This is a genomic window from Sphingobacterium lumbrici (assembly GCF_006476045.1).
In the GTDB taxonomy this organism is placed as follows: domain Bacteria; phylum Bacteroidota; class Bacteroidia; order Sphingobacteriales; family Sphingobacteriaceae; genus Sphingobacterium; species Sphingobacterium lumbrici.
In genome coordinates this window covers 1-20,686 of record NZ_SRZY01000009.1, presented here as the reverse complement: position 1 = coordinate 20,686, position 20,686 = coordinate 1, and the positions used below count along the sequence as shown (strand labels likewise).

The window sequence follows — 20,686 nt, the reverse complement described above, 5'->3', positions numbered from 1 at the left end:
CGATGGATCAAATAAGCTTAACACTCTGCTTAACAAAAAAGCCTTTGCTTTCGCAAAGGCTTTTTCCACTGTGCCCAGGAGCAGATTCGAACTGCCACGCCCATTCAGGCGCCACCCCCTCAAGATGGTGCGTCTACCAATTTCGCCACCTGGGCTTACTCACGCAAAAATATACTTTTTTCGGAAACTTACAATTGTTTTTCTGCTATTTATTGTTGTTTTTATCAATCAATGTCTGGATAATTCCGTCTGCCAATCCCACCCGTGGTGCAACGATGTTCTTAAGATGCCCTACCTTCATAATTGTCAAGAAAATCTCAGAAGCAGGAATAATTACATCGGCACGATCAGACTTTAAACCTAATTCATGAATACGGTCTTTCATCGAGAAAGAAACCAAATAATCGTATAATGCTTTAAGCTTGGCATAAGAAATAGGCTTGTCCGCATTTTCATTTGCCAATCGCGATAGCTTGTTAATATTACCACCAGTACCTATTCCATATATATTTTTATACCCTTTCGTTATTTCTCTTACCCATCTACGCATTTCATCCCATGTCTCGGGCTTGTCTTGATTATCCAATATACGAATAGTACCCAAATTAAATGAACAAGAGTCTATCAGTCTGGCATCAGCAAAAAGAGAAATCTCTGTACTCCCTCCACCTACATCAATATACAGATACACCTTGTTTTTATCCATTTTATCACTTAAATGTGAATTATAGATAATCTGAGCTTCCACACCGCCATCTATAATCTGGATATCCACTCCTATGTTCTTACAGGCTTCCACGATTTCCTGTCCATTATCTGCATCCCGCATAGCTGAAGTAGCGCAGGCCATATAGTCCGTAACTTTATACACATCCATTAAATGGCGAAATGCAGACATCGTTTTCACCATATCCTGAAACTTTCCTTCAGAAATATGCTTTTCTATAAATGCATCGTCCCCCAAACGCAGCGGAACACGTAAAAGGGTATTTTTGGAATAGGTAATTTCATCTTTTTTTTCCAGAACATCTGCAATTAGTAACCTGACTGCATTTGAACCAATATCTATCGCTGCGTATCTCACAAAATTATTTTATAATATATAACGAAATAAAGCTACTGATTATTCAAATAATAACAGCACTTCCTGTATTAAAATAATGTTAAACTGTTAATAAGAAAATTTACTTCTTTTTGGAAGGAGCCAGAATTTCCAACTGACAAAGAATTTGCTCGGCAGTAACAAAATACGGTTCTCGTAAACGAATGGTTCGGTAAACAGCATCAAATAGTTGCATATAATTCCCTTTCTCAGAAGCAATATCGATTTCATCCACTGTACCGTCTAAAATAACAGTCAATAACCCTTCCTGACCTTCGTGTTCTATGCCATAAGATGGGTCTAACGGAGTCACTCCAAACTGAAGTTGAGTCTCCTGCACATCGGTACGATCTTTAATAAACGTGCCGTTCGTTCCATGTAAAACAAAACTTTTTTGAGGATTAGCTACTAACAGGCTAGTTGTGATAAACACGTTCAAACCATCTTGATAATTTAAAATTAACGAAGCATAGTCATCTACTTTGGTGTTTGGTCTATTTTGAGACAGAATTTTAGTTGCGGATTTTGGACTGCCAAATAAAGAAATAACCTGATCCAGTAAATGAGAACCAAGATCATAGCCAACCCCGCTTGCAGGCCGAGTGGTTTCTTTAAAAATTTTAGGCCCAATTTCAGGTTTGAACCTATCAAAACGTAAATGTAATTCAATAGGCTTACCTACTAAATTTTTATCCAGGATATATTTTAAAGATTTAAAATCAGAATCAAAACGTCTATTGTGAAAAGGAAGTACACAGCGATCAGCTTGCTTGCCTATTTCAAAAAGTTCCTGCGCTTCGGCTACAGTGGGAGAAAATGGCTTTTCTATCAACACATGCTTGCCTGAGAGAAGCGCTTTCTTTGCAAAATCGAAATGCGTATCATTTGGTGTGTTAACAATAACTAACTCAATGTCGGCATCGTTCAATAATTCGTCAATACTATCATAACTGATGACATGAGGGTAATCTAATTGTGTGTTCTTTTTTGAACGCTCAACGACTGCCTTGAACTCAAAAAAATTACTCGCTTCTATAAATGGCGCATGGAATACCCTTCCAGACATTCCATACGACAATATACCTGTTATGATCGGCTGTACCAACATCTCTCCTCTTGTTCTTAATGATGCGCGTGAGCATCTTCCGTGCCACCAGCTTGTGCATATAAATCCGAAATAGCCGCTAAGTGTTTCTTTGCAAATTTTTGTAGATCTTTATTCGTATTGCGTGTTAATCTCTCGAATTGTGTTTTCAATATTGCTAATTCATGCTGCACATTCGTTACATAATCGCTAACCGATTCATGTGCATGCTGTACTTCTTCCTCAACAGTGCCTGTCGCAGGATGAAGTGTAATATCTGATGTAGATTGAGTCGCTGGGACACCTTTAATAGGATAATCAACATGGAAAGCGGTAGCGATGCTATCCAATTCAGGATCCAATTGCGCGTAGAAGTCTTTCAGTTTAGCCCCTAGTTCTTTTGCTTTCGCATCAGCATCGTTCTGTATCTGATCTCCATGCACTAGTCCTGTAGCAACATGTTCACCTACAATTTGAAAAAACGCATAAGCATCCCCATCAACCAAGGAAGTGTGTGTATATTTTAACTGTCTTTCCTCAGCAGTCTTTTGAGCACATGAGTTTAACAGTGTACTTGCACAAACTGCTGCAACAAATAATGTATTGAATTTCATCTGTATAATTTTTGTATGTCCCTTAGATATTCTATCTCTTGTGCAACAAAAATATAAAATATCTGATATAATTCTCAATTTAAATGATGTTAAATTATGCCAGATTTCGTCCTGCATTGACCACTCCGAAAATTGTTCTTCCAATGAGCTTTTTATATATATCCTGCTTCTCCACACTTATGTTCTTATTCTTTTCTAGTGTACGTATAGCATAATGCTGGATAATTAACAAAGGCAAAACGATTTTTTCTCTCTCCAAAATTGAGGCCCTTTCTACTGGGTAGTTTTGCATCAAAATTTCAGAATTGCTCAACTTCAAAAGATATTTCTTTGTATTTTGATATTCATCATGGAGTAAGCTCCAAAACGCACCAAATGCAGGATCGTCTTTCATATACGAAGTGATATGAAAATTTGATTTCGTCATCGACATCATACAATTGTCTATAAGCGTGTTAAAGAAACCAGAACTTTCATATAGGTTCTTAACATAGGACCACAAATTATTTTCTTCGGCCCACTGCAAAGCAGTTCCAACACCGAAGAAACCTGGAATATTCTGTTTAAGTTGACTCCATGCAGTCACGAACGAAATGGCACGTAAATCTTCCAAACGTAACTCTCGATTGGAGTTTCTTTTCACTGGTCTACTACTAATATTAATAGAAGCCAATGATTTCAACGGACTCAAAGTTTCAAGGTAAGGCAAAAATTGTGGATGATGCCGCAATGCCAAAAATTTCCGGTGACTTTCAGCGGCCATACCGTCAATTACTTCCTTTTGTTTCGATGTCAATGTATCAGACACATTCTGTCTTAACTCAGAAACCAAACCCGCATGTAATAATTGTTCTATATTAGATTGAGCCGTATCCAACGAGCCATACTGACTACTTATTGTTTGCCCTTGAATAGTCAATTGGATATGTTTATTTTCAATTTCAGATCCCATTGAGGCATAGAAACGTTGTGTTTTCCCGCCTCCCCTTGCTGGTGGCCCTCCCCTGCCATCAAAGAACACCAAATCTACATCGTACTCGCGAGCAATCGCGGTCAATTCTATCTTTGCCTTATATATTGACCAGTTAGCCATCAAATACCCCCCATCTTTTGTACTATCTGAAAATCCAAGCATAATCGTTTGTTTATTACCCCGCATTTTCAAATGCTTGGCATATTGTTCATTTGTATACAAGGATTTCATTACATCTGCCGCACGGGAGAGGTCATCCACCGTTTCAAACAAAGGAACAAAATCAATAGCGAGTTCTTCTCTTTTCCATCCTTCCCACAAAAACAACTGCATTAATCCTAAGATATCTGATGCTTGTTGGCAATTGGAGATGATAAAACGTTGCGCGGCACGTTCGCTACCTGATTTTTGAATATCTTTCAACAAACGAATTACATTCACTGTATCCTGCACTAAGCTATCTGCATCATCCGTGTAATCCAATATCAACTCATTGAATTGAAATGCGTGTTGCACCTCTTCTTCCGAACCAGCTAAATCCGAAATTTTCAACTTTGTTTCATCGTATTTCTCAACCAAATAACTTATTGTATTACGCAAAATACTACTATCCTGACGAATGTCTAACGTTGTAAAATAGCATCCGAATGTATTGACTTTACGAATCAAATCTTCTACCAACTCGACAAACAGTCCGTCATGTCGTGCATTCAAGACATCTTTTATTGCATTTAGGTTTTCTAAGATCTTTGCAGTATCGTCTTCCGGATTTTCGACCGGATTAAAACTATTTTCGTAAAATAGGTTCTGAAGATTATCTAAATAGCCCTCTACCCCACGAAAGGTAATCCGTCTCTTAACCTGACGAAAATCGCGATAATAACACCTGAAAAGAATAGTACGCAATAGTTCCGCAACCGTTTTTGTACTTTCTGCCGTAACATTTGGATTGCCATCCCGATCTCCTCCAGGCCAAAATCCCAATTCGATCAATTGCTTCACTTCTTCAGCAGGCAACTCCAGTGCATCATCAATTTTAGCCTGTATACCTGACGCTACCTTATAAAAAACATTCTCCAGATACCAAGCTAAACTGATAGCTTCATCTACGGGCGTTGGCTGTTGCTTATTGATAAAAGGAGTCTTACCTAACTGCTGAAGCAGTAAATGAATATTAGAAATATCATTGAGCTTTATGGCTTCAATCAAATCGTTTATAATCCCCAATACAGGACCTGGATAAAACTGTGTAGGATGCGCTGTAAGCACCAGACGAACCGAAAAATCTTTCAATTTCTCTACGATTTGCTCTTTTAATTTGCTATCATTATGGGTAAGCTTAAATAATGAATTCAACCCTCCTATTTCATCAGCCTTACCGATTGCTTGAAACGCCGAATCTTCGACCGCATCAAAAAGAACTACCTGACGCTCCACATATTGCACGATTCGAAAGAGTAGATCAAGGCGATCTTCTTCTTGAACATATTGCTCATATTGACCAAAGAAACTATCGATAATGTCTTCAGGCGGCAGATGTTCTTCAACCCCTTTTTCACAATGTGTCGTAAAAAATGGCAAAAGTGTTCCTGTATGTTTTACACGTTGAAAAGGAAGAGTCAAGAACAAACTCTTGAACAGATCGAATCGTGTAAGCACTTCATTTTCGAAAGTCGCTTTTTTTTGATGTAATTTCATTACTTGCTTTAATTTTAACTATATAGCTTGGGCATATTCAAATCTGCCAGACGATAAAAGCCTTTCAAATATATGTTATTTATATTAAAATAGATAATTTTTTACAATAATTACAATTTAAATTTATTTTTTTTGAAAAAGAACAAAATAAACAAATTCTCCTTTTGATCGTCTTAATATAGAAACATTCTATAAAAATTACAACAAATAAAAGATATTGAAAATATCAGTAGGTATGCCCATATCCAAAAGTCACCAGAGAAAATATTACCCCATCTGTAAAAATAATTTGACCGTAAGTTGAACCTTTTTTATACTTTTCTATTTTTCGAATTTCGCATTCTCTTTTGTGCTATCTTTGCATTACAAAATGCACATAAACTATTCGTATTTAAAATTTATTTTTTATTACATAGTAGAATATAGTTTAACCACAGACTTTAAATATGAAATTTGTGTTCATGAGCCCTCCGGGGTTTAAACGAAATAAGAGGGTTATCTAAAAAGCAAGCTAATGCTCTTCTTTTGTTCATACTGAGGCTTGCTAAAGTATCTAAACAACTGTAAGTCTGTATAGTTTTTGAATCCCCAGTCGTCAGTATGAAAAAAATGAACGTTTATCATTACTTTATTAGACAACCTAGCATGATAGTTTCTGAATTTAAATTAATAGATGAAAAGGACAGAAGAATTTAGCAGCTTTTTTTATAGTCAGTATTTTGCCGACGGCCTACGTATCACACTTGGGAGTATTGTCCCAATAATGATTTGCGCCTTAATAGGCGAATTCATTACTGGCACATTAATTTCTCTGGGAGCTTTAATCGTGGGGTTATCAGACACTCCCGGAGCTCCTTCTCACCGTAGAATGGGTATGATTTATTGTACCATATTATGTATTTTTACCGTTGTTATCACTGCTTTACTTAACAATTCCTTGATTGCAATGACACTTGCAATTGGCACATTGTCATTCCTCTTTTCCATGTTTGCTGTTTTTAATGCGAGAGCGGCTACAGTCGGCACAATGTGTGTATTGATCATGCTTATCAATGTAGACGATATATACACCTTCAAAGAAGAGCTCACTTATCTTCTTTATTTTATAATTGGCGCATGTTGGTACATGATTATCAGTATGTCGCTTACACAAGTAAGACCCTACAGGCTAGCGCAACAAGAGCTATCGGAAACAATTTTACATGTTGCAGATTACATTCGCCTCAAAGCTAATTTTTATGACATCAAGCAAAATTTAGACAACAACTACCTCAAATTAATTGACAAACAAGTTATCGTCAATATACATCAAGAAAATGTAAGAAACATTTTGTTCCAAAGTAAAAGATCAATAAAAGACACGACCAAAGAGGGAAGATACCTAACTCTAATCTTTACAGATATCGTTGATTTATTTGAACAAAGTATGACAACCCATTACGATTATGAAACTATTCGTAACAATTATGGAGAAACCGGAATATTAGAACAGATTAAAGACCTATTGTATAAAGTGACGCATGAGTTAGACAATTTAGCGTATAAAATCAATGCGAACAAAACCCCCAGACCTGTCTATGACTTTGATATGGAGATGGAAAATATCAGGTATACTATTGAGAAACTAGATGAAAAAGAAAAGATCAACTCCATTCCACTTAAAAAAATATTGATTAATATCCGTATAATATTGCAACAAGTACGCGAGATCTACCATTATAGCCAATTTAAAGCAATTAAAGTTCAGGACGAAGACACAATAGACACCAAAAAATTCATAAAAACAGATTTAATCAATTGGCAAAATTTCAAAGATAACATCAGTATAAAATCCAGCATTTTTAGACATGCACTTCGAATGGGGATTGTACTGTCTGCAACCTACTTTATTTTAAACCTATTTCAGTATTCAAATTTTGGCACTTACTGGATTTTGCTAACGATCCTTGTGATACTCAAACCCGGCTTTGGACTGACAAAAGAACGAAATCTTCAGCGATTGGGAGGTACTATTATAGGAGGTATTATTGGTGCAATCATTTTAATTACAATAGAAGATGTATCCATTCGATTTGTTTTACTCATCTTTTTCTTTCTCGTAGCCTATAGCTTATTCCGAATAAATTATATCATGGCAGTTATTTTCATGACACCTTATGTACTTATTATGTTAAGTTTTATGGGGATGAATACCTTTGAAATAGCGCAAGAAAGAATTTTAGACACATTTTTGGGTGGAACCATCGCTTTTTTATCGAGCTATATTATATTTCCAAACTGGGAAAGCTTTCAGATTAAATCAAATATGAAAAATTTGCTGGTCGCAAATTATCATTATTTAGCACAGGCATTGAAACTATTATCCGGAAAACCTTTGCCCGTCACAGATTACAAATTAGCGCGCAAAGACGTTTATATTGCCTCAGCAAATATGGGATCGACCTTTCAACGTCTTTTAACAGAACCTAAATGGAGACAACAAATCACAAAAGAAGTAAATAAATTCGTGATTTTGAATCATATATTCTCTTCTTATTCGGCTACATTATTGACACAGCTCAAAGAATCCGAAAACATTAATTTCAATAACGATCACCTAAAATCTTTACTCAAAACCCTTCAAAATCTGGAGAAAACTACCCAGTCTCTTGAATTAGAAAGTACACACACGTTGACTCCTATTAACAGCATTGACAAAATCACACATATCGCTATTGATAGCGATGAAGCAAAATTAATTACAGATCAATTACAATTTTTGATTAAAATTTCAGCAGATTTACAAAAGATAACAACCGAAATTATCTTTAAAGAGGTGCAAGCAGTAGAAGAATCAAGTACGAATGAAAAAAAGATTTGATATCATTATTATTGGAGGGGGACCTATTGGATTAGCGAGCGCGATAGAAGCAAAAAAAGCAAGGCTATCGTATGTAATCTTAGAAAAAGGATGTCTGGTAAATTCGCTCTACAATTACCCTGTAAATATGACTTTCTTTTCCACATCGGAAAAACTAGAAATAGGCAACACCCCCTTTGTAACTACAAGCCCTAAGCCAAAACGAGCTGAAGCGTTGGAATATTACCGTCGAATTCAGACGACATTTGACCTAAATATCCACTTATTTGAAGAGGTGCTGTCTGTTGACAAGGAAAATACCGAATTTTTCAATGTAAAAACATCCAAAGCATCGTATGAAGCGACACATATTATCGTAGCTACGGGATTTTACGACATCCCTACTTTACTCGATATTCCTGGAGAGAATCTTCCAAAAGTAAGACATTACTACAATGACCCGCATTACTATGCCGGACAGCATATTGTTGTCGTTGGTGCTAGTAACTCATCTATTGATGCAGCATTGGAGACCTACCGTAAGGGAGCACAAGTTACTCTAGTAGTTCGGGGTCCTGAAATAAGTCCTCGGGTCAAGTATTGGGTGCGACCGGATATCGAGAATCGAATAGCGGATGGAGAAATTAATATTTTCTACAATAGTCAATTAAAGGCAATCACAGAGACAGAGGTTGAGATTCAAACACCAACCGACAGGATTCATCTCAAAAATGACTTCGTATTAGCATTGACCGGATACAGACCCAATTTCACCTTACTAAAAAACATAGGTATTATAATTCCTGATGAATCCCCCTGTATTCCATATCATAATCCCTGCACAATGGAAACAAATATCAAAAACATGTATCTAGCTGGCGTCGTATGTGGGGGATTGAATACACACCTTTGGTTTATAGAGAACTCGAGAATACATGCCGAAATAATTATTGCAGATATAACAGAAAAATTAAGCACATAATCCTTTTATAAATATTTTGGCCATTTTTTTCTGCATTTCCAGGATAGCATCAAACTCTTCTTTTGTCGAAAAAAAAGAATGCTTAAGATCTTTAATCACAATCAAACGCATACCCATCAAGGAGAATAAAAGCAGACGAGCTGTCTCTTCATAATTGTCTACAACTAATTCTCCGCTTTTTCCACCATTTTTTAGAATTGAGATGATTTGCTTGTGTTGTTTTTCAAAAGAACAAATGATTACTTTTCCGAGATCTTCGGACACATCTTTACTAGCGTTAAATGTATATTCAAAAAGATTGTAATATCTTTTAATATATTCCATTCGTTTCTCTAATATTAACATTATAGCCTTCTCTGTATTCTTTACAGGTTTTAGTACCTGTAAAATATCTTCTTCCTGCTCTTTAATCACATAATCCAACACTGCGCAGTACAAACTATTTTTATCTGGAAAGTAGTAATACAATAAGGCCTTTGAAAAAGAAAGATCATTTGCAATCTCCGCCATTGTCGTTTTTGACATCCCATAATGAGCAAAACGTCTTTTCGCAGATTCTAATATTTTAATACGTTTCTCGTCAGCACTTTTAAGCATAATTCAGTAAAATAAGTTTGTTCAAAAATTGCTCTTTATCTTATCTTTACAAAGAAATTAATTAAAGTTATCACTTTACATTGAATATTTAAAAGAATTAGTCAAACAATACAAACTGTGAATATAGAATACAACATTCCGTTAAAACCATTTAATACCTTTGGTGTACAAGCCGTAGCAAAAAAATTCATCGAAATAAAAGAAGAGAAAGCGCTCTACTCCTTATATGATAATGGTGTTTTTAATGAGGATTTTTTTGTTTTAGGGGGAGGGAGCAATATCTTATTCACGCAAGATTATAACGGTACAATCGTAAAAATATCTAGCAAAGGAATCCACCATTTTATTGAAGGAAACTATGTATATGTTACGGCAAATGGCGGGGAGATCTGGAATGATTTGGTATGGTACTGCGTTAACCAAGATTTCCCTGGTCTAGAGAACATGGCGCTTATTCCCGGCACAGTAGGTGCTTCTCCTATTCAAAATATAGGTGCTTATGGCGCTGAATTGATGAATTTTTTTTCCTCGTGCAGAGCTTTTGACACGCAGACTGGACAATTCACAACTTTCACTAATGAACAATGTCAATTTACCTACAGAGATAGCATATTTAAAAGCAAATACAAAGGACGATTTATCATTACTTCCGTAACATATCGATTATTTTTACATAGCAAACAGAACACAAGCTACGGCGCCATCGAGGAAGAACTGGCGAAAAGGAATATTGTGACTCCCACGATTAAAGATATCGCAGAGGCTGTTTCGCACATCAGGGTAGAAAAACTACCCGACCCGAGCACCGTAGGAAATGCCGGAAGCTTTTTTAAAAATCCGATTGTAACACTAGATAAATTAAACGATCTGAAAAGCATTTTCCCTAATGTCGTATTCTATCCAATGGAAAATGGGCAGGTTAAAATTGCTGCAGGATGGTTAATCGAGCAATGTGGATGGAAGGGTAAACAAATTGGAGAGGTTGCTGTTTGGAAAAATCAAGCTCTCGTACTGACCAATATTAAAAACGCTACAGGTGTAGAGATTTATGATGTTTCGACCAAAATCATAGACAATATTCTAAAAAAATTTAGCATTACACTTGAAAGAGAAGTAAACGTTTTATAAAAAGTTTTCCACATTTCTTGATAATTTTAGATATCAAAAACATTTAAATCTACCTTAAAGATAGAGTTAGCGTAATGTTTAACAACTTTCTTACCGTTTAACAAAAAATTAATATCAATTCCTTGGGTTAATCTTAATCTCTAGCATAACTTTTGTAAATATTCATACTGAAACCGTAGTTATTTATAAATTGATGTCGTCAGAATTACTTTTTTGATCATTTATAAATATCCAAATCCTTTTGTAAGTAACTACATATTGTTGAACGAATTAAATCCAATCTAGTATGAACAGAGTAGAATTCAACAGCTTAGTAATCCAGCATTCAGATTCGTTAAAATTGTATGCTAAAAACTTCACAAAAGATCATGACGATGCGAATGATCTTGTACAAGACACCCTATTAAAAGCTGTAACGTATTTCAACAATTTTCGGGAGGGAACGAATTTAAAGGGATGGTTGTACACGATAATGAAGAATACGTTCATCAACAATTATCGCCGCATCGTAAAAACAAATTCATTTATTACAAAAGAAGAAGAAATATCGCCGGCTAACCTGGTTGTATCGGCCACCAAAAACAAAGGTGAAGATAAATTTGTAATGGAAGATATAAACACCGCATTAACTAATCTTTCGGATGAATATTACATTCCATTTACCATGTACTTTGAAGGATTCAAATACCACGAAATTTCCGAACATCTAAACATTCCGATCGGAACTGTAAAAACAAGAATACATGTAGCTCGGAAAGCAATGAAAAAAACACTTTCAGCTTACAAATATCACGCTTAAGGTGTATTTTAGCGGAATGGAATCCGAAAAGCAAAATACAGACTTCACAACATACACACAATCGCAGTTAGCACTTCGGAATGGTCAGGATAAACCCTCAATTTGGGTAGCCTATAAAGGATATATCTACGATGTATCAGAAAGCAGACTTTGGAAAAAAGGGATGCACTACGAGCATTGGGCAGGTCAAGACCTTACCGAAGAACTCGCTGATGCTCCTCATTCAGATGAGGTTTTTAAAAAATTTTCTATTATTGGAATTTTAATTTGAGATAAGCAGCTTATTCGCTTATCTCAAATTTTGAAAGTGCTATAAATTGTTTGATTCGCGAAGAGATATCTTCTTGCGTTAAATTCTGAAGACGCTCTGTACCGAATTTCTCTACGCAGAATGAAGCTAATGCCGAACCATAAATTACCGCATTTTTCATATTGGTGAAATTTACAGATTTTACTTTAGCAAGATAACCAATAAAACCTCCGGCAAATGTATCTCCTGCTCCTGTAGGATCGAACACATCAGCTAAAGGCAATGCCGGCGCAGAAAAAACCTGTCCATCTCCAAACAACAACGCACCGTGTTCCCCTTTTTTTATAATTAAATACTTTGGCCCCATTTCTTGAATGATTTTAGCCGCTTTTACTAACGAATATTCGCCCGCAAGTTGTCTTGCCTCTGCATCATTAATAGTAAGTACATCTACTTTTTTCAATACAGACTTCAAATCGTCCAACGCAACATCCATCCAAAAGTTCATGGTATCCAAAACCACCAATTTAGGTGCTTTTTCTAAACGATCTAAAGTAGATTGCTGCACTTGCGGAGTAAGGTTTCCTAACAATAAAAACTCACAGTCCTGATAAGAAATTGGTACTTTGGGATCAAAATCTGCCAACACATTCAGCTCTGTAATTAGAGTATCCCGACTATTCATATCGTTATGATACTTACCAGACCAGAAGAACGACTTTCCTCCAGGTATCACCTCCACGCCTTCAACATCAATACCTTTGTCCGTAAGCATATCTATGTTGTTCCCAAAATCCTCTCCTATTACACTAACTAACTTTACGTCATCATATAAATATGATGCAGACAATCCAGCAAATGTAGCTGCACCACCTACGATTTTATCAGTTTTACCGAATGGGGTCTCTATTGCATCAAATGCCACTGTACCAACTATAACCAAACTCATGCGTAGTATATTATATAGTAAATAAAAAAACCGGCATCTAGGCCGGTTTTACTTTAGCTCCTGAAGCTGGGCTCGAACCAGCGACCCTCTGATTAACAGTTATAAGGCCTATCCTTTACAAAGGAGTCAAAAATATGCTTTTCCGACTTACAGAGGCAATATATGAACATTTTTTGGAACCGCAAAATGTAGGGCTGTTACATATTTGTAGCAGTTTCTCTTTTTGTATCAAATAAGAAAAAAGGGAGTTGCGACCTTTTTCCTACCACGGTACCACCATTCCCCAATGGGGTGTGGCGGTACCGTGGCAAGTTCGGTTTTTGTGGTCAGCACGAGTCACGAAGGCTGTACGTAAAAAAACACAACTTGCACATTGCGAAACAACAGAGAAGGGTTATACTAAAATGTGCCTTAACGGCGCAAAAAACAAACATCCTGTATTGGGAACACAACACGTATCTATATACCCATACATCTATATATCCGCATATCTATAAATTTATATGCCCAGACATCTATGCATCCAGACACCTCCCTTTCCAAATAGATAAACGGAAGCGGGCGGATTTATTTCTATCATGCTGTGTCCAGCTATCAAAGAACGTTGCGGCAGAATACGAATATTGTCTCCACATAATCCCCTACCACCCTAAACTACAATATAACAAAAAGATTTGAAATAACAACGATTTCTTCAAATCTTCACTGCCAACAATTCAGCTGACAGTATTCATTATTTCTTTCTTTTTGTCAGTTCTAATTCATATTGACCTATGGAGCATAGATTAAATTGATACATATTTGAACCTTCAAAATTCCATTTTGATAGTACTACCCCCTTATTTTTTCCGCGATAGAAAAAATAAAATGTATCATATTCCCCTAACACTTCAAATTCTTTCTGAAATCCTGTATTTAACATTTGGATTCTTAAGTTATCGTAACAATCCAAATCATATAACAACCTATATTGTACACGTTCTACTTTATTATTCGAGTTAAATAATACTGAAATAGATTTGCCCGAAGAATTGTTTCTCCAATCGATTCCCGTAACCATCTCTTTCTGAAAAACATAGTTTTTATTTGTTAATTTTCCATCGATATCTTCAACACTACCAATAAACAATGTGTTTAAAAAAGACAAGTCTTCACATTGCCCGAAAGATTTGCTATAATTGAAAATACTGAATGTTAATAGTAAAATAGTTATCGATAATTTCATTCCTTTTTTATTTAATATGGTTCATAAAATTTCTCCTGTTGTGGCAAACGGATAATATGTACATCATTTCTCAATAACATTACCTATCCATCGGCTTCTTGAAAGCATCACTCTATCGGAAACCACTTCAACTCTTCTTCTATTTTCGTTCTGTACTTAGTGTTGATTTGCTTGGGAGATCTCCGAATATATTGTTCTGCCAAAGCGGAAGTGGGGGCATTTAGTTTTTTTAAATAATCTATTCTTTCATCTGGACTAATAACTTCATCATTTACTTCCCATTTCTCACCAAGATTTGTCCAAATAACGGCATCAATATCTCGATCTTTTATCCATTCTCTAATCTCGTCTTGATATGCGGAAATTTCAGGAAGAAACTCATTCTTTGCTTTGTTATACCACCCTATACTCATCCGACCCGAGCCTTCCCTTACAGCCAAATCTAAAACAGCTTCATCAATAGTTTTATAACCCGACAAAGTATATAATGTAGGTACCTTCGTGCCATTTGGAGTTATAACTAATGTCAAACGACCATCTTTGGAAATTCTCGCAAACTCAATCGGCAAAATCGGTCCATCTATCTCCCACCCAAAAGACTTATCATATTTCAACTCTTTCGGTTGCCAAACTAATGACCCCCAACCTAATATTGCTATTTTCATCTGCTAAAAATTAAAATCAGATATCCTAAAGCACAAAATAAAAATCCTATAATTAGGAATACTTTTTGTAGCATAAACAACTTCCAAGTTTTTTCTCCAAATTCTTTTGTGTTATTCTGTATATCTTTAATACTACTGTTATCCGCTATCATTCGTGCGGTTTCTCTATAATCTTTCAACTTATTATCCGTTAATAGCACGTAATAAATAAGAGATAAAATACTGAAACATATACTTATAACAAGAAATACTCTCTCATCACAACCGATAGACAGGCCATTAATACTGTCTATTAAATATTTGATTGTAAAGCCAATCATTGCAGAACCTAAAGCAAAATACACATTACTAACAATTGTCAATTGTCTCCGTTGCTCTTCTCTCCAATATCTATAATTGTAAAACTCTTCCCATTTTGGCTCTACTACTTCCTTTTTATCACTCATTCTATTGTATCTTTATTATATTCCTCTAAAACTTCTTTAACCAAACCATCATCTACAAATGGCTTTAACACCTCCCAAATATGGTCAATTCCACTATTTCGATATTTTCCTTGGTAATGTGGAACAAAATCTAAAAGCATATTAAGACTCCAAGGGATGTTCTTATTTCCAAAAATAGTTGCAAATTTATAATTTTCATCTGATTGCCATTTCCATTTGTTCTCATACCTATAAAGTAATTTTGCTGACCAAGGCAATGCACCATTTCTACTCAGCACGTCCCAATCCCATCTATCACAATATTTCTCAATTAACTCTTCTGACCAAGGTAATGATATATTTCCACTCAATTTTCCCCAATCCCACTTATCTTGAAAGCTCTCTATTAACTCTTCAGACCACGATGCAGAAATATTCCCACTCAACAACTTCTTATGGTTATCACTCATCCATTCTTCATCTAAGTGTTTTTCGAATTTGTCTATCAACTGTTCTGTCCAAGGAATAGACATTTTTCTATTTATTCCATCCCAATACCATTTACTTATATTATTCTCTACAAACGCGACTGACCATGGCAAAGCATCGTTAAAACTTAATGTCATCCAATCCCATTTTCTATCATATTTATTAAGCAACCACTCTGACCATGGCAATGCTTCGTTACTACTTAATGTCATCCAATCCCATTCGTTCTCAAATCTTTCAATTAGTTCTGTAGACCACGGTAAAGCCTTATTGCCACTTAATCCTCTCCAATCCCATTCTTTCTCAAACCTTTCAATTAATTCAGCAGACCATGGGAGATGTTCAATACGACTGAGCTCCTCCCAATCCCATTCTTCTTTAAACCTTTCAAGTAATTCAGCAGACCATGGTAAAATATTTATTTTACTTAACCTTAAGTGCCCGTTGCCCCATCTCCATTTATTCTTATATTTGTCTAAGAGTGATTCCGACCAAGGTAGTCCTTCATTATGTATTAGGCCATTAAACCAATCCCACTTCTCCTCATATCTATCCAGCAATTGTACCGTCCAAGGTAATGCCTTATTACCACTTAACCCACGCCAATTCCATTTATCTTTATACTGCTCAATCAAATGCTCTGACCAAGGCAAAGATACATTAGTACTCATATCATCATAATAATCTCCGTACAATGGATGATACCCGTCCCATCTCCATTTATCTTTATATTTCTCAATTAGTTCATCTGACCAAGGCAAAGCATTATTCCCACTTAAATCACCCCAACTCCATTTATCTTCAAACCTCTCAAGCAAAGCTTCTGACCACGGTAATACTTCGTTGCTACTTAGACTACTCCAATCCCACTTGTTTTCAAATCTCTCTATGAAGTTAGCTGACCAAGGCAAGTTTTTATCACCACTTAGCCTATACCAAGTGATCCAAGTCCACTTATCTTTAAATCTCTCTATCAATTCCTTCGACCATGAAATAGATTTGGCTTCGCTTAACCAAATCCAATCGCTCAAATCTTCACCCACACTCAATAGCGCTTCATTCACGGGATAATACGTTTGAATTACATCAATAAAAAACTGCTTATTCTTCAGAAAGATTTCCTTAACCATTTTTCGGTTTTGGTTCAAGGTTAATTTGCCCGTTAGGGATAGGGCAATGGAAGTCTTCTTTAAAGCAACCGAACTGCTTACCGATATCAGTTTGTTATTATCCATTGCGTAGCTCCTCCAACTCTTTTTGCAGTAGTTCTTTATTTTCAGAAAAGTACCTATCCCATTCTGTTATCTGCGCCAACTGCATATAAGTATCACTATTTTTTAGTGCATAGAGTTCTCGTTCCAGCTGTTCCAATTTTTTCATTAATTTGGCAATAGTTTGCTTTAGTCGCCTTTTGTCTGTCATTTTGTTGGATCTACCCACACTCAATACACCACTCTGTAGATTTTGTAGGATCTCCTCGATACGGTTTAGGTCATTTTGGCTATTTGCCTCGTTAAGCTCTTTGAATAATTCTTCTGCCAACTGCTGTATCTCATGGCTTTCATTTATAAACTTATCTGGATGGCATAAAATGGAAGCGGTTCTATATTGTTTTTTGAGTTCTGCTTGTTCTTCTTCATCGAGTACAAAAACCTTTTTTTGGATTTCAGTGTCGTACTGTTGCTGATATTGGTTATAGTCCTCCTCCGCTTCTTTTGCTTTTTGTCTGTCGTGTTTAAACTTGACCTTGCGGAGTTTCAGAATTTCCAAAATCAATTCACCCAACTCGTTAGTATGCCGATGTTGAAAATTTTGAATAGTTTTCTCCAAATCGGCTTTTTCGTTTTCAAAAGCATTGATTTGGTTTTCCAACATTTTGATTTCAAGTTTCAACCCGTTTATTTCAGGATCATCCCATACGACCAGTTGTTGATATTGGGCGATAAACTCCTGAATTTTTTCGATGGCTTCTCCAAAAAGATTTTTCTCAGTGAGCGTAACAATTTCTTGAATGACTGGCTGTTCTTTAAATTTTCTAAGTTTTCGGGTGGTCAGCGATATATCCTCCATATCTTCAAGCATGATGAAATTCTTGAGTACTTCCAGTCTTTTGATAATATTATCAAGAGGTATATCGAACTCACGTTCCCTTTTTGGCTTGTCAGGAAAATAAAGTGCTTTAATATTTTCGAACTCATTGATAAATTGCTTTGCTAAAGAAAGATCACCGTAATTAATAACAATGTTTTCATGATTTGTTTCGGCTTTGTAGCTCCAATTATACGACCCCGTGATAACAGTCGAAAAGTCAATAACACAAAACTTATTGTGCATTAGATTGTTATCTGGACTTTTTATTTTCCATACAGCAGTATTGTCACCATGCAATTGTTCAAAGTCAATGAAAGAATTATTGTTGATATCGTCATCAGTTATCATCAAGTTTACTTCACAGCCTTGTTTTGATTTCCTTAGAATAGCATTAAATAGATTTAGGTTCGTAAACCATGCTACGGCAATAATAACAGACTTCTCGGCTTTGTCTATCTCTCCCTCTATCCTATGGGCAATATCTTCAAAAATAGCTTCGGTATGCATTTGGTATTGGGTTCTTCTTTATGGAATAATCGGAAACACGTTGTTTAAAATAGTAACAAAACTAACAAAAAACCGAGATAATACAATTTTATTCATTTAGTATGCTAAGAGGTTATGCATCTTCACCGCATCATCCCACCACAGTTCCTGCAACTAAACTCCAAATTTTTAACATCGCTTACATAATATGGCTTGCAATCTTCACAGTACCCCGTTCCAGAAGGGATGCCGGCTCCGAACAGCTCCCATTCGCCAGACTCCACGTCCAAATAATATCCGAGGTCACCTGAACAGACATAATAGCTTTCTTTTTGACACCGTGCGCATTTCATCTCGGCATCCATGGAGTTGTAAAAATCCGGTTGCTTATCGAATTTATAAAAATCAACGTGATGGCACTGCTCACACTGGACAGAAAACTGCTGAAAATAATGGTCGTGCAGGTCATTGTTCGGATCGGGGTCTGTACGGTTTGGAGAGGAAACTGCTTCTTCTTTTGATATAGTTTCGATTTCTTCCCAAGAGGTTGCGGGCTTGTAATCTTCGGGAGGCCCCAACTCGTCGTATAGTTCTTTAGGTAGATGGATATCCGTGGATGATTTGACAAGATCACCTTTCAACCAACCTACAAAATGTCTCTCGTCCAACCGCCTGACAAGACAGACGTTTTCTGTGTAACGATCATTGAACAAGCAGTAGCTTATTTCGTCGTTCACCGTAAATGTGGGATCGTTCACGATCGGCAGATCGGCAAATTCAGCGATATTGGGATCTTCTATCCAGAAAAAACGGAAACCCTTTAGTTCGGCTTCCAGTTTTATATCCTCTATGTGTTTGTTCAGATAGGCTCTCATCCAATTTCCCGTCCAAAAACAGATAATCAACTTATCCGTAAACCACGGCAATAGGCGTTCATCCGGCCTGTCAGATGACTTTACACTTCCATAATTTATTCTGTATACAATTGGCTTCATCTCTTATTTTGTTCCAAACATTAAAAATAGCAGTTATTTAATTATTCCACATCTTTTATATTGCTATTTTCAAAAATCTCGTGAAGTTTCTGTTGCAATAGTTTTTTATCGGGCAACTGTGTTTGGTATTCGGCAACCATTGCAGGGGAGAGTGAACGGCTCAACGCAAATTCTACTACTTCGCTTTGTTTATCCTTACAAAGCAAAATACCAATGCTCGGGTTTTCGTGAGATTTGCGTTCCTTGCGATCCAATGCTTCTAAATAAAAATTGAGCTGTCCCAAATGCTCGGGTTTGAATGTGTCGGCTTTTAACTCAAATGCTACCAAACATTGCAAGCCCCGATGATAAAATACAAGGTCAATGTAAAAATCGCTGTTGCCCACTTGTACTTTATATTCTTCATCAATGAAAATAAAATCTCTGCCCAATTCAAGGATAAAGTTTTTCATCTGTTTGATTAAGCCCATTTGTAAATCGCTTTCGCTGTGTGGCTCGGGCAGGTTCAGGAACTCAAATACATAGCTATCTTTAAAAGTGTTTGTAATGTCGGTATTTAATTCTCTCGGCAGGGTCGATAGTTTTGCATTGCCTATCATAATACGTTCAAAAAGGCTTGCGGAAATCTGGCGGTCAAGTTCCCGTTTGGTTTATTTTTCTTTGATAGCCATACGCAAGTAAAACTCTCGTTCTTCCTCGGTTTTACAGCGTGAAAAGATGGTAAGATGATGTGTCCAACTCAATTCTGCCAAAAGCGTATTTCTAATGTCTTAGGGCTGAAAATCAAATTGTGTCCTCACTGGGGCGACAATTTCATTTAATTGATTATCAGAATTTTGTATTTATCTCACCAATGGTGCGACAAATTTGGTTTGGGCATAAGTTTCATAAAACTGTACCATTCTATAAATCCCTGCACGGCTGAACCCTTTTAATTCGGGGTTATTACGCTGAATAAACAACGCCAATTCATCCACGGTTTAGTCGCCCCAATCTGCAATAGATAGTTTTTGTTTGATGTATGCCCCTACATTCCAATACAGATTTATCAGCTCAGTATTAACGGCACGAATGGCGTTGCTTCGGGCTTGCTGTATTAGATTGATGATGTCTGAAAAACGATTGTCCATATTGATACCTTATAAAACAAAATTACAAATTATTAACCTAACGTGAGTTCGGTTTAAGCAGCAAGGAATAATTGATTTTCTTGCTGTTCAAATTGAATATTTAATGAAGGTTTTTTAGGGAAGAAAGCATAAGCGGCTAATGCTCCTAAAATATTCAATAAAAAG

20 protein-coding genes, 1 tRNA gene and 1 pseudogene are annotated in these 20,686 nt (G+C 36.2%); 5 read left to right on the top strand and 17 right to left on the bottom strand.

Annotation, left to right across the window (positions count from 1 at the left end; genetic code table 11):
- Window positions 1-71: 71 nt before the first annotated feature.
- From E4F24_RS01870 to E4F24_RS01850, 5 genes are all read right to left on the bottom strand, one after another.
- Window positions 72-155: transfer RNA gene (locus tag E4F24_RS01870), tRNA-Leu, on the bottom strand.
- Between the two features lie 50 nt (window positions 156-205).
- Window positions 206-1,084, bottom strand: a complete 879-nt coding sequence (locus E4F24_RS01865) for a Ppx/GppA phosphatase family protein (RefSeq protein WP_140936904.1) — start codon at window positions 1,082-1,084, stop codon at window positions 206-208.
- Between the two features lie 100 nt (window positions 1,085-1,184).
- A complete protein-coding gene (locus E4F24_RS01860) occupies window positions 1,185-2,210 on the bottom strand; it encodes a Gfo/Idh/MocA family oxidoreductase (RefSeq protein ID WP_140936903.1) in 1,026 nt (341 codons plus the stop codon).
- A gap of 14 nt (window positions 2,211-2,224) precedes the next feature.
- A complete protein-coding gene (locus E4F24_RS01855) occupies window positions 2,225-2,800 on the bottom strand; it encodes a hypothetical protein (protein ID WP_140936902.1) in 576 nt (191 codons plus the stop codon).
- 94 nt (window positions 2,801-2,894) lie between these two features.
- Window positions 2,895-5,471, bottom strand: a complete 2,577-nt coding sequence (locus E4F24_RS01850; RefSeq protein ID WP_140936901.1) for a phosphoenolpyruvate carboxylase — start codon at window positions 5,469-5,471, stop codon at window positions 2,895-2,897.
- A 673-nt stretch (window positions 5,472-6,144) separates the two neighbouring features.
- Between E4F24_RS01850 and E4F24_RS01845 the strand changes: the two genes are divergently transcribed.
- Both E4F24_RS01845 and E4F24_RS01840 read left to right on the top strand, forming a co-directional pair.
- Window positions 6,145-8,331, top strand: coding sequence for an FUSC family protein (locus tag E4F24_RS01845; RefSeq protein ID WP_140936900.1), 2,187 nt, complete (start codon window positions 6,145-6,147; stop codon window positions 8,329-8,331).
- Window positions 8,315-9,292 (top strand): YpdA family putative bacillithiol disulfide reductase, encoded by a 978-nt coding sequence (locus E4F24_RS01840; protein WP_140936899.1) that lies wholly within the window; start codon window positions 8,315-8,317, stop codon window positions 9,290-9,292. The genes E4F24_RS01845 and E4F24_RS01840 overlap by 17 nt, the downstream gene beginning before the upstream one ends.
- Here E4F24_RS01840 and E4F24_RS01835 read toward each other — a convergent pair.
- Entirely contained in the window at window positions 9,281-9,889 is a 609-nt protein-coding gene (locus E4F24_RS01835; protein ID WP_140936898.1) for a TetR/AcrR family transcriptional regulator, read from the bottom strand. The two genes, E4F24_RS01840 and E4F24_RS01835, sit on opposite strands and share 12 nt — an antisense overlap.
- A 117-nt stretch (window positions 9,890-10,006) precedes the next feature.
- Here E4F24_RS01835 and murB point away from each other — a divergent pair, with 117 nt between their 5' ends.
- The 3 genes from murB (at window position 10,007) to E4F24_RS01820 (ending at window position 12,087) form a co-directional block, all read left to right on the top strand.
- Complete coding sequence (gene murB / locus E4F24_RS01830) at window positions 10,007-11,017, top strand: UDP-N-acetylmuramate dehydrogenase (RefSeq protein WP_140936897.1); 1,011 nt, start codon at window positions 10,007-10,009, stop codon at window positions 11,015-11,017.
- A gap of 286 nt (window positions 11,018-11,303) precedes the next feature.
- Entirely contained in the window at window positions 11,304-11,816 is a 513-nt protein-coding gene (locus E4F24_RS01825; RefSeq protein ID WP_136903231.1) for a sigma-70 family RNA polymerase sigma factor, read from the top strand.
- Between the two features lie 16 nt (window positions 11,817-11,832).
- Window positions 11,833-12,087, top strand: coding sequence for a cytochrome b5 domain-containing protein (locus E4F24_RS01820; protein WP_140936896.1), 255 nt, complete (start codon window positions 11,833-11,835; stop codon window positions 12,085-12,087).
- A gap of 10 nt (window positions 12,088-12,097) precedes the next feature.
- Here the strand turns inward: E4F24_RS01820 and E4F24_RS01815 are convergent, their stop codons facing one another.
- The 11 genes and pseudogenes from E4F24_RS01815 to E4F24_RS14170 all read right to left on the bottom strand — a co-directional run.
- Window positions 12,098-13,015: a PfkB family carbohydrate kinase gene (locus tag E4F24_RS01815; protein WP_140936895.1), complete on the bottom strand. Its 918-nt coding sequence runs from the start codon at window positions 13,013-13,015 to the stop codon at window positions 12,098-12,100.
- A gap of 733 nt (window positions 13,016-13,748) precedes the next feature.
- Window positions 13,749-14,240: a hypothetical protein gene (locus E4F24_RS01810; protein ID WP_140936894.1), complete on the bottom strand. Its 492-nt coding sequence runs from the start codon at window positions 14,238-14,240 to the stop codon at window positions 13,749-13,751.
- A 107-nt stretch (window positions 14,241-14,347) separates the two neighbouring features.
- Entirely contained in the window at window positions 14,348-14,905 is a 558-nt protein-coding gene (locus tag E4F24_RS01805) for a hypothetical protein (RefSeq protein WP_140936893.1), read from the bottom strand.
- Window positions 14,902-15,351: a hypothetical protein gene (locus E4F24_RS01800; RefSeq protein WP_140936892.1), complete on the bottom strand. Its 450-nt coding sequence runs from the start codon at window positions 15,349-15,351 to the stop codon at window positions 14,902-14,904. Before E4F24_RS01800 ends, E4F24_RS01805 begins: the two co-directional genes overlap by 4 nt.
- Window positions 15,348-17,054 (bottom strand): hypothetical protein, encoded by a 1,707-nt coding sequence (locus tag E4F24_RS01795; protein WP_140936891.1) that lies wholly within the window; start codon window positions 17,052-17,054, stop codon window positions 15,348-15,350. Before E4F24_RS01795 ends, E4F24_RS01800 begins: the two co-directional genes overlap by 4 nt.
- Complete coding sequence (locus E4F24_RS01790; RefSeq protein ID WP_140936890.1) at window positions 17,047-18,417, bottom strand: phospholipase D-like domain-containing protein; 1,371 nt, start codon at window positions 18,415-18,417, stop codon at window positions 17,047-17,049. The genes E4F24_RS01795 and E4F24_RS01790 overlap by 8 nt, the downstream gene beginning before the upstream one ends.
- Window positions 18,418-18,539: 122 nt before the next feature.
- Window positions 18,540-19,391 carry a hypothetical protein gene (locus tag E4F24_RS01785; protein WP_140936889.1) on the bottom strand — a complete coding sequence of 284 codons (852 nt, stop codon included), beginning with the start codon at window positions 19,389-19,391 and terminating at the stop codon, window positions 18,540-18,542.
- Between the two features lie 41 nt (window positions 19,392-19,432).
- Complete coding sequence (locus E4F24_RS13895) at window positions 19,433-19,990, bottom strand: PDDEXK nuclease domain-containing protein (protein WP_216629117.1); 558 nt, start codon at window positions 19,988-19,990, stop codon at window positions 19,433-19,435.
- Between the two features lie 51 nt (window positions 19,991-20,041).
- The gene (locus tag E4F24_RS14105; RefSeq protein WP_394344444.1) at window positions 20,042-20,158 is read right to left on the bottom strand and encodes a DUF1016 N-terminal domain-containing protein; all 117 of its coding nucleotides are present in this window, start codon (window positions 20,156-20,158) and stop codon (window positions 20,042-20,044) included.
- A 213-nt stretch (window positions 20,159-20,371) separates the two neighbouring features.
- The gene (locus tag E4F24_RS13880; RefSeq protein WP_216629114.1) at window positions 20,372-20,521 is read right to left on the bottom strand and encodes a DUF1016 N-terminal domain-containing protein; all 150 of its coding nucleotides are present in this window, start codon (window positions 20,519-20,521) and stop codon (window positions 20,372-20,374) included.
- A gap of 53 nt (window positions 20,522-20,574) precedes the next feature.
- Window positions 20,575-20,686, bottom strand: a pseudogene (locus E4F24_RS14170) (IS982 family transposase); the annotation flags it as partial.